Raw genomic sequence first — 9,447 nt, 5'->3', positions numbered from 1 at the left:
ATTTTAGGTGCACCATACCTTTTATGGCTTCTTAACCATATTTCATATATTAATTTAGATAATTTTTCTCTTTGAATTTTGTTGACTGTTAGTTTATTAAGTTTTCGATAATAGTAGGTGCTTTTAGGTACTTCTAAAATCTTTGTCAGCTTACTTATTGGATGAACCCTTGATAATTCTGTGATCATAGTTTGACATTGCTCATTGCTTAGTTTTTGGCGAATATGGTTATAGCCTTTTTTAAGATATCATTCTCTTCTTTTAATCTTTTCATTTCTTTTTTTATCTGATCTAACTCTGAGTTAGATTCACCTTTTAACTGATTCTTTTCAGCTCTTTTTTTCTTACCTACTACCCAATATCTAACTGTTGATTGCGGTACACCATATTCAATTGCTAAGTCTTTAATTTCTTTGCCGTTACCATTGTTATACAGTCTAACTATTGTTTCTTTTACTTCATCACTAAATCGCTTTTTTGCCATACTAGACCTCCACTTTTCTATTCGATTTTATCATATCAAACGAAAACATGATTGTCCAATATCTATACTAACACCACCTAGTGTCGTTTTTTGTCTTTCGGCACCAATTACTAATCTAAACTAGCAAAATCAAGTGTTAGTTTCGAACTGAAGTTGTCGCTTGATTTTTTTATGGTATATAAACTTAAAATATTATTGAATACCTTAAATTAGTTGATTTTAGGGTCAAAGAACTCTTAGTTTTATGATTTAATGACTTTCATGTAATTTATTTAAATATTTAACAACCTTATTTACTCTCTTTTTATCGCTATCAAAGCCTCATTAAGGTTCATTTACTAGAATATCTATTTTTATTTTACTCCTCCAATGAGTCTTCTAAAATATTTATCTCTTTTATTTGTATTTTCCCTAATAATTCATTCAAGAGTTTATTATATTCAAAAAAATTTAAGGATTCAATTTCAAGTTTGTTATTTTTTATTTCTACTTCTAGTCATAAAAATCAAAGGAATGGTTGAAAATCTTAATTAAATAATTAGTAAAAAAAGCAATTTAATTTATATATACCAAAATAACTATTACGAAAATTTTGTAATAGTTATTTTGAAACTTTCATATTGTTTTCTTCATTTTTTTCCAAACAATTAAAAATATCTGAAATTAATATCTTTTCAATCCTAGCCTAAACCTTATTTTATTATCATTTTTAATTAACAAAATAATTACAATATAGATAAACGTCTAAAAATATTTTTAACACTCATTTTTACTTGGTTTTTCACTTAACAAAATGTCCTTTTGTTAAGTAAGGAATATAATAAAAAAAATTTTAGAAATAAAAAGACTCTCAAAAAGAGCTTTGATTTTATTAAATCTATTTATGAAAGTTCCTAATATTATAATTAAACCTTTTTTCACACCCCCATTTTTTTATCACACGTTTAAAATGCCATACTTTTAGTACCTATGGAATATAAGAAAAAGGTGGATCATTTCCCACCTTTTCCCCTTAACATTTCATATCTAGTTTTACTTTTAACCTTTCATAGTACAAACACATCATTTAATTTATATACGCTCTTAAAATGAAAATGAAAGCCTTCTTTATTATTTGAAATCTTTTTTATAGATACTTAGATCATATTTTCAAGTATTTTTATTAATTTTTTGTCCGCAAGAAAATAAAGTACCCATTAAGAATGGTATAATAATTTCTATTTATTAATAAAATTATATGTATAAATACTTTCTTTTTTCCCATTTAAATTACTCCAGAATTTTTTTATAAAAAATATAACTAATGGGATAAGTAAAGTAATTAAAATAATTAATGTTTGTTTATAGTCAAAAAAGTCAAATATTTTTATTTGATTTAGATCAAGTATAATATTTATTAGGAGAACTGCTCCATTATGAATACTATGAGAAAAGATTGAAGCATACAATGATTTGGTTTTATAATAGATATATCCAAAATAAAAACTACTTAAAATTAGAAACATACCATTTTTACCATGTAAACTAATGAAAATAAGGGTTGCTAATAAAATACCATTTTTTGTTCCCATTTTTTCCATTAATTTGTTCAATAAAATTCCCCGCCAAATAATTTCTTCTATTATAGGTTTTATAATTATTATATCAATAAAATAGAAATCATTATGTGATGGGGAATTATTGGTACTAATAGTAAAAAACATTTCTAAAAATACCTCTACGATCAGAAAAAATAAGCTAAAAAAAACAATTTTTTTCCATGGTATAGAAAAAGAACCAAAAAGACATTTAATATTTAGTTCTTTTTTTTTAAAAATAGATTTCAAATAAAAAACAATAACACAAAGGTCTACAAAATTAAATAGAGTTTCCCTTAAATATTTAATATTATAAGAGAGCAACACTCTGTCTAAATAATTACCTAGAGAAAGTTCTAAAGACATTCTAATGATAAGCCACATCATTATTAAATAAAAAAAATTAATTTTTTTCAAACTGTTATTCCTCTCTATGAGAGGTAAGTCATTTGGCTTCATATTTTCCTCCCATTTTAATCTTTTTTTAAATGTAACATATTATTTTAAATTTTAAAAGGTGAATTTTCTACTTAACAAAATGCACTTTTGTTAAGTAGGGAATACAAGTTTTTTAAAATTTATAGCTAGAACTAATTTTAGGAGGTCGCAAAGTACAAATACATACGTTGATACTGGAAACATCTTAAAAACAAAATTAGACTTACTTTTTAATTTCTGTTGGATCAGCTCCAGGCAATCCTGGATAATATTAAGTTTTGGATCTCCTATCGCAAACAAAAAAAAAAAGTATTTAAAAAAAGGACACTAAATTATACTATTGCTCGTGTCCTTTTAAGGTTGATTCTATTGAATTTATAAACGAATGTTTTAAATCATTAAGTAGGAGATCCTGGCAATGGTGTTGATTTAGGAACAAAATGGGTTTATCCTCTTAGAAATTGGGGCAAAGTCTATGGTGAATTATTAATAATGTATGCTAATAGAATTCCAGAATAAAGTAAAAAAATATGTCAAGAAGCCTTTTTTTTAGGCTTGCTTGACATGCTAAATTTTTTATCGTATTAAGAAGTTATCATAGGAACTATTTTTCTATTTGCAGACTTTTATGGACACCCTCCAATAAGATTTAAATCTATATTTCTCATATTTTTCCTTTTTAAACTTTTCTCTCTTTTTACAGCTAGATTCTAACATACTTTATTTAAAATCTAAAGGTATAAATGGATATATTTCATTATTCTTGAATATACATAAATATAACTCTATTCTATTATTTCTACATAGGCTTTAAAAAAATCAATTAATTTATCATCTTCAACAGCTGAAATTAAAAATTTTGATAAAATAACTCCAGTTTTATATTTTTTCTGTATTTCCTTAACATCCTTTTTAATATTATTTTTATAATTTAAGTCCACATATTCTTTTACTAAAAAACTAATGAATTTAATGTTTTTTTCTTTTTCCCATAAAATATTTTTATCTTCAAATTCTTTTTCCACAGATAGTCCCCTGATTTCTTTGAAAGAATTTCTACTATCTTGAAATTTTATATAAGAATTTATATTTTCTATATAACGACAAGTTTTTTTCGTTTCATAATATTCAAACTTCACTACTTTTTCAATATCAATATCCTCATAAATATATTTATTTTGTTTTAATTTAGAGATCTCATTTATATTTTTTTTCTTACCCTCAAGTTTTTTTTCAATGTTTTTATACTTTCTTAACTTTTCATCATTTTTTTTAGAAGCATCATCTATTAGTTTAGAAAAATTATTAAGTGTAATTTTTCTAAAATTAATTAATTTTTTCACTGGAATATTAATAGTTCTAAAAAATTTTAAATCACTTAAATCAATAAGGTTGAAAAGATTAAATTCTCTATAATTATTATGCTTATTTTTAGATAATTTTATAAGTTTTTCTTTTTCCCAATATCTTATTGTTGCTTTCGGTATATTGAGTATTTCAGAAATTTCTCCTATTGTATATTTGTCTTCCTTATTCATAATTATCTCCCTGAGTGTTTATTTTATCATTTAAATATAGTATATCATTTTTTTTGTTGACATTGAAGTTACTTTAAGGTTTATAATGGCGCAGTACTTTCGATATATATAAATAATGTTCTATTTTTATATATCAAATTTTTTTTAAGGAGATGATAGAATGAAAAGCCTCACAACAAAAAAGAAAGATTTTAAAATGCCTCATACCTATGTAATATTATCAGGATTGCTTATTCTTGTCTCAATGTTAACTCACATAATACCTTCAGGACATTATGACCGAGTTAAAGATTTAGCAACAGGTAAAATGGTAGTAGTTCCTGGAAGTTTTATTTTTGCCCCAGGAAAAACACCCGGATTTTTTGATTTATTTTTAAACTTACAACGTGGTTATGTTGATGCCGCAGATATTATGTTCTTAATTATTTTTGCTTATGGTTTTGTATATATGCTAATTAAAAATGGAACTTTAGATGCTTTTTTAGGTGCTCTTATAAAAGTTATGGGGGATAAAATCCATTGGTTAATCCCAATATCTATGTTAACTTTTGGTTTATTATCTTCTACTATGGGTATATATGAAGAAGTTTATGGTCTTATTCCTGTATTCATTGGAATATCCTTAGCTTTAGGCTATGATATAGTCGTTGGAGGTTCCATTGTTTTTATTGGAGTAGTCACAGGGTTCGCTGCCTCTACTTTAAATCCATTTTCAATAGGAATTGCCCAAGGAATATCTGGAGTACCTATGTTTTCTGGAATAACATATAGAATTGTTATATTTATAATTTGTGAAATAGTTTCAATTTCGTATGTTATGTGGTATGCTCATAAAATAAAAAAAGATCCTACAAAATCTGTAGTCTATGGCTTAGAATTAGAAACTCTTCATATGAAAGATATTTCTGAATTAAAAAATATGAAAGTTACTCATAGACAAAAATTATGTTTATTTTTATTTATTTTAACCATTGCTTCTTTACTTGTAGGAACAACTAAATGGGGATGGTATATTAATGAAATAGCTTCAATGTTTCTTATGATGATGATTATTGTAGGATTAGTTGGAGGTTATACTCCCACACAAATAGCTAAAACTTTTATTGAATCTACTAAAACTATGGTCCCATCTATGTTTGTCGTTGGATTTACTAGAGGAATCCTTTTTATTATGAAAGATGCAATGATTTCAGATGCAATAGTTTTTTATTTAGTTAGATTTTTAGAAGGGCAAGGTAAAATATTTGCTGCAATGGGAATGCTAGGTTTACAAAATATTATACATATATTTATTACTGGTTCTTCAAGTCAAGCCACTATAACTATGCCTATAATGGCTCCAACAGCAGAATTAATTGGATTAAGTAAGCAAACTGCAGTACTTGCCTATCAATTTGGAAATGGGTTTTCAAATATGTTTTGGCCTACTGCCTGTGCCTTAGAATGTGGACTAATGGGAGTTCCCCTAAATAAATGGTATAAATTTGTCGCACCATTATTTGGTATAACCGTTATTTTACAAATTATATTTATGATTATTGCTGTAATGATAAAATATTAAATTTTAAAAGGAGTGATTTTATGATTATAAAAAATGGTCTCGTTCTTATTTTTAAAGAAAAAGGATTTGTTAGAAAAGATATTGAAATAATTGGAAAAAAAATTACTAAAATTGAAGATTTTCTAGAGGCAGATGATTTTATTGATGCAAGAGGAAAATATATTACACCAGGTTTTATTGATGCACATTCTCATATTTGTATAAGTGAAGAAGGAAATGGATCTGTAGGAGATGATTGTAATGAATATGCTGAAGCTATAATGCCGTATTTAGAATCTATAGATGCTATTAACCCTTTAGATAGAGCCGTTTCAGATGCTATCAAAGGAGGTATTACTACTGTATCTACTGGTCCTGGAAGTGATAGTGTTATTGGAGGAATTTTTTCTAACATTACTTTCAAAAGTAATATTGCAGACGAGATGATAATCACTCGAAAAGCATCTATGAAATGTAGTTTTGGAGAAAATCCCAAAAGTCTTGGAGAAAAGGGTAAAGATCCACACACACGTATGGGGATAGCGTATTTATTTAGAAAGGCTTTTAATGAAGCTATCGAATATAAATATAAAAAAGAAAAGGCTTTCGATGAAAATCTTTATTTTTTTAAAGATATTGGTATGGAAAATATGATAAAAGTTTTAAATAAAGAAATGCCCCTACAAGTACATGCACATAGAGCTGATGACATATGTACTGCGATCAGATTAGCTCAAGAATATGATGTTAATTTAATTTTAGTTCATTGTACAGAGGGACATTTAATTAAAAATTATTTGAAAAAATATAATTATCCAATAATTTTAGGTCCTAATCTTAGTCTTAAAACTAAAATTGAAAATTTAAATAAAACCTTTAAATCTGTAAAAATATTATACGAAGCTGGGCTCAAAATTGCTATAACAACAGATCATGATGTAACACCATTATGGACTTTACCAATTTGTGCTGCTCTATCTGTCAAAGAAGGTTTACCGGAGTTAGAAGCATATAAAGCAATTACTAAAAATCCCGCTGAAATTTTAGGAATCTCCCATTTAAAGGGAGAAATTAAAATTGGGCTTGATGCTGACATAGTTTTTTGGGATAGAGAGCCTCTCGATTACCGAGCTCATGTTGAAAAAGTTTTTATTGAAGGTATGCAAATATTTAGTATTTAGGAAAGTATAGAAAATCAAAAATGAAAAAAAGATGCCTTAAGGCACATACCTATCAAGCTAACTTTAAATTTAATAGAAAATATGATAACCTCTTTCAAGGACTACCTGAAGGAGGTTATTCATTTGAATAACAAAAAATTATTTAAAACACTTAACAATTTTTTTCTAAAAAAGAGATAGATATTTTGGCGATTAATTCCGGATTCAAGAAAAGAAATAGAGGTAAAATTACATACCCATCAAGCTAAAAAAATGCAAGAAATTTAAATAAATCAACTCTAATTCCATATAAAAATTAAGGTGGATAACAAGTTATTTTTTAATTTTTTAATTACTTCAAGTTTGGCAGAGTCAAAAACTTTTTTTTGACTAAACTCAGAGAGCACGTCTACGCATTGAGATTATTTGCTACCGCAAACCACTCTCAATAGACGTTATTTTAATCGTTAGACTCTAAAAGTATTGACCCTATAGGGTGTCCTTGGCGGACTAAAAAAAATCAACCTTGGAACTTGGGAAAGTGGTAGAAATTTCTATCACTTTTTATTATTATCTTAACTTTATAATTAAAATCTAACAATCTAACCATTATTATATTTAGTTTAATCATTTCCATTAATTCTTATTTTTTTAATTAAAAAAAGGACTTCTAAATTTAGAAGTCCTTTTTCACTCGAAGCATTGAGTTAACTCATTATATCATAAAAATATTAATTTATTTTAATTTAAGTAACTAATGAATTATCCCTTAATAATCATATGATTTTTTAAATTCTGTTAATTCAATGTAATCTCTATAAATTATATATCCATAGACGGTCGATCCTGCCGCTGCTTTTCTCCAATTTTTTCCTGATTTAAAATAAACTGTTCCTTTTTTTAGTTTCATAGGAACAGAAACCTTTATAGTTTCCCACTTATCTTTAGTGGGTTTTAGAACTGCCTTTAAAAATTCTGCGTCTTGGTATATTTTTATTAATTCATCTGTACTTTCATCTAGAATAGTTAGTTCCATATATCTAGAATTTTTTCCTATAAATAACCATTTTCCTTCTTCTATATGTCCATTAGGAAATCTTAGTTTCCCCTCGATATAGGAGATATTAAGCCCTTTTTTTAAATAATTTTCATATGCCATATTATAGGATGCCATAGTAGTTTGGATAATAATTCTAGCTCCTCCTAATCTATTTACATGTCCCATCATTAAACTCATAAATAAAAAAATGACTATCAATATCAATTCTGATCGAGATCCTGATCTTATTCTATAATTTCTACCTGCTAAAACAAAAAGTTTCTCTGAGAAAGGATTAAAAAGCATTATCCCAGAAACATTCCAGGAATCTAAAACTAAGTGAGATATAGCTCCCATGGTTATAAAAAATAAGGGCTTATAAAAATATAGACCTATTAAATTGAGGGGTACCCATAAAAGTAAGGAGTGAGTTAGGGTTCTGTGACCTACTTTTTTATTGAGATAAATTGAGATAGGGGAAAAGATCATCCCAACTGTGCTTCTGGGATGATCTATATCAGGTAGGAGAGATCCTATCCCTACCAAAGCTATAGTTGTGGTAGATTCAGCTCCTAGCATAAGGCTAGTGGCTACTGCGAAGGTAATGTGAGTAATTGCAATCATGGAAATCACCTCCAATTTTTATTTCTAAAAAATTTTAATATTCATGGATCGAAATCGAGAAAAACTTAAACCTAAGGGTGTCACCCTTAACTGACTCTGTTTCTTTTTATGAGCAAAAGAAATAGAGGAAAGAAAAGCTCACTTTTTCTAAATAATGTTATATAAGCAAGTCCATAGATCCCCGTTTCTTAGTGGGATGCCTGACGGGCATAGTGAGTGCGACGAAACTCGTAAGATATTTACTGAGAAGTAGAGTAACATCTAAAAAAAGAAATAAAATATTATTTTTTAGTAAGTAATCGGATAAAATATCTGAGGAAATAGGCTACTCCCATTAGATAGAGATCTTTATCTCCTAATCCTCTGGCGATATATCTAAATATCATGATACCTGCTATAAGTAAAAATAAAACAGGTGCTATGTTTATCTCTTCCCCTTCCACCCTATCATCATCGTACCTCAGAGCCTCACCACGGGCTATTGCCCACGCTCTTCCTGGAATTCCTCTACCTTGAATTACTAAGTCTGTAAGTGGAACTATGGTTCCTGTATGAGATATACAGTTTTCTGCTAGTTCTTTTCTAAAAACCTTTTTTATTGGATGAATTATTAGTTTTTGTTTCCCCCATACTATGGTTTTTATATGTTCTTTGAAAGGCTCTAACCCTGCCATATAAAAGGTCCAGAGTTCATTAAGTGCCTTGAAAAAAACAGCTTCTTTTTGAGTCATTCTATCTATATCATCTATGAAGATCATTAATTTTTTCCCCGTAATGATTTTATTTTCTAGTTCATCATTATGAAGCTTTCCAACTGTTTCTCCTTGAGCTTTAACTATTTGTTTTAAAATAAGGCTAAAGGAATTGGAGCAAGAAACAAATACTTTTCCAGCATTACTGAGACTTTCATAACTCCATTTTAGTAACTCACTTTTCCCAATTCCCCTCTGACCAACTAAAATAAAGGGTCTGTGGGATTTTAAGCGAGGATTTATTTCTTTTTGTAATAGGTTATCACGGCCAACTAGCATAAGGTAACACCTCCAA

At 27.6% G+C, this 9,447-nt stretch carries 8 protein-coding genes; 2 read left to right on the top strand and 6 right to left on the bottom strand.

All coding sequences use genetic code 11. The annotated features are described in order from the left end of the window. The 4 genes from WBG30_RS10485 to WBG30_RS10470 form a co-directional block, all read right to left on the bottom strand. On the bottom strand, positions 1-188 hold a 188-nt coding region (locus WBG30_RS10485; protein ID WP_424504604.1), incomplete at its 3' end, for a hypothetical protein. A 20-nt stretch (positions 189-208) separates the two neighbouring features. Next, positions 209-484 (bottom strand): transposase, encoded by a 276-nt coding sequence (locus tag WBG30_RS10480; protein WP_424504603.1) that lies wholly within the window; start codon positions 482-484, stop codon positions 209-211. Between the two features lie 1,217 nt (positions 485-1,701). Then, positions 1,702-2,187 carry a lysostaphin resistance A-like protein gene (locus tag WBG30_RS10475; protein ID WP_424504605.1) on the bottom strand — a complete coding sequence of 162 codons (486 nt, stop codon included), beginning with the start codon at positions 2,185-2,187 and terminating at the stop codon, positions 1,702-1,704. Positions 2,188-3,284: 1,097 nt separating this feature from the next. After that, on the bottom strand, positions 3,285-4,037 hold the full coding sequence (locus WBG30_RS10470) for a MerR family transcriptional regulator (protein ID WP_424504602.1): 753 nt from the start codon (positions 4,035-4,037) through the stop codon (positions 3,285-3,287). Positions 4,038-4,197: 160 nt separating this feature from the next. Between WBG30_RS10470 and WBG30_RS10465 the strand changes: the two genes are divergently transcribed. Together WBG30_RS10465 and WBG30_RS10460 are read left to right on the top strand one after the other, a co-directional pair. Then, entirely contained in the window at positions 4,198-5,598 is a 1,401-nt protein-coding gene (locus WBG30_RS10465) for a YfcC family protein (RefSeq protein ID WP_424504601.1), read from the top strand. A gap of 20 nt (positions 5,599-5,618) precedes the next feature. Beyond that, a complete protein-coding gene (locus WBG30_RS10460) occupies positions 5,619-6,758 on the top strand; it encodes an amidohydrolase family protein (protein ID WP_424504600.1) in 1,140 nt (379 codons plus the stop codon). Positions 6,759-7,506: 748 nt separating this feature from the next. On the opposite strand, the gene WBG30_RS10455 is transcribed toward WBG30_RS10460, so the two are convergent. Together WBG30_RS10455 and WBG30_RS10450 are read right to left on the bottom strand one after the other, a co-directional pair. Continuing rightward, complete coding sequence (locus WBG30_RS10455; protein ID WP_424504599.1) at positions 7,507-8,400, bottom strand: metal-dependent hydrolase; 894 nt, start codon at positions 8,398-8,400, stop codon at positions 7,507-7,509. A gap of 281 nt (positions 8,401-8,681) precedes the next feature. Then, positions 8,682-9,447 (bottom strand): ATP-binding protein (locus tag WBG30_RS10450; RefSeq protein ID WP_424504598.1); only part of this gene is annotated, 766 nt, incomplete at its 5' end.

Source organism: Psychrilyobacter sp. (assembly GCF_049671765.1).
GTDB lineage: Bacteria > Fusobacteriota > Fusobacteriia > Fusobacteriales > Fusobacteriaceae > Psychrilyobacter.
Note: the sequence above shows the minus strand (reverse complement) of the source record. Positions and strands in the feature narration are given on the sequence as shown.

Excerpts from the sequence above, each read along its gene's own strand:
- WBG30_RS10480 (WP_424504603.1), bottom strand. The coding sequence starts at position 484 with ATGGCAAAAAAGCGATTTAGTGATGAAGTAAAAGAAACAATAGTTAGA.
- WBG30_RS10475 (WP_424504605.1), bottom strand. The coding sequence starts at position 2,187 with ATGTTTTTTACTATTAGTACCAATAATTCCCCATCACATAATGATTTC.
- WBG30_RS10470 (WP_424504602.1), bottom strand. The coding sequence starts at position 4,037 with ATGAATAAGGAAGACAAATATACAATAGGAGAAATTTCTGAAATACTC.
- WBG30_RS10465 (WP_424504601.1), top strand. The coding sequence starts at position 4,198 with ATGAAAAGCCTCACAACAAAAAAGAAAGATTTTAAAATGCCTCATACC.
- WBG30_RS10460 (WP_424504600.1), top strand. The coding sequence starts at position 5,619 with ATGATTATAAAAAATGGTCTCGTTCTTATTTTTAAAGAAAAAGGATTT.
- WBG30_RS10455 (WP_424504599.1), bottom strand. The coding sequence starts at position 8,400 with ATGATTGCAATTACTCACATTACCTTCGCAGTAGCCACTAGCCTTATG.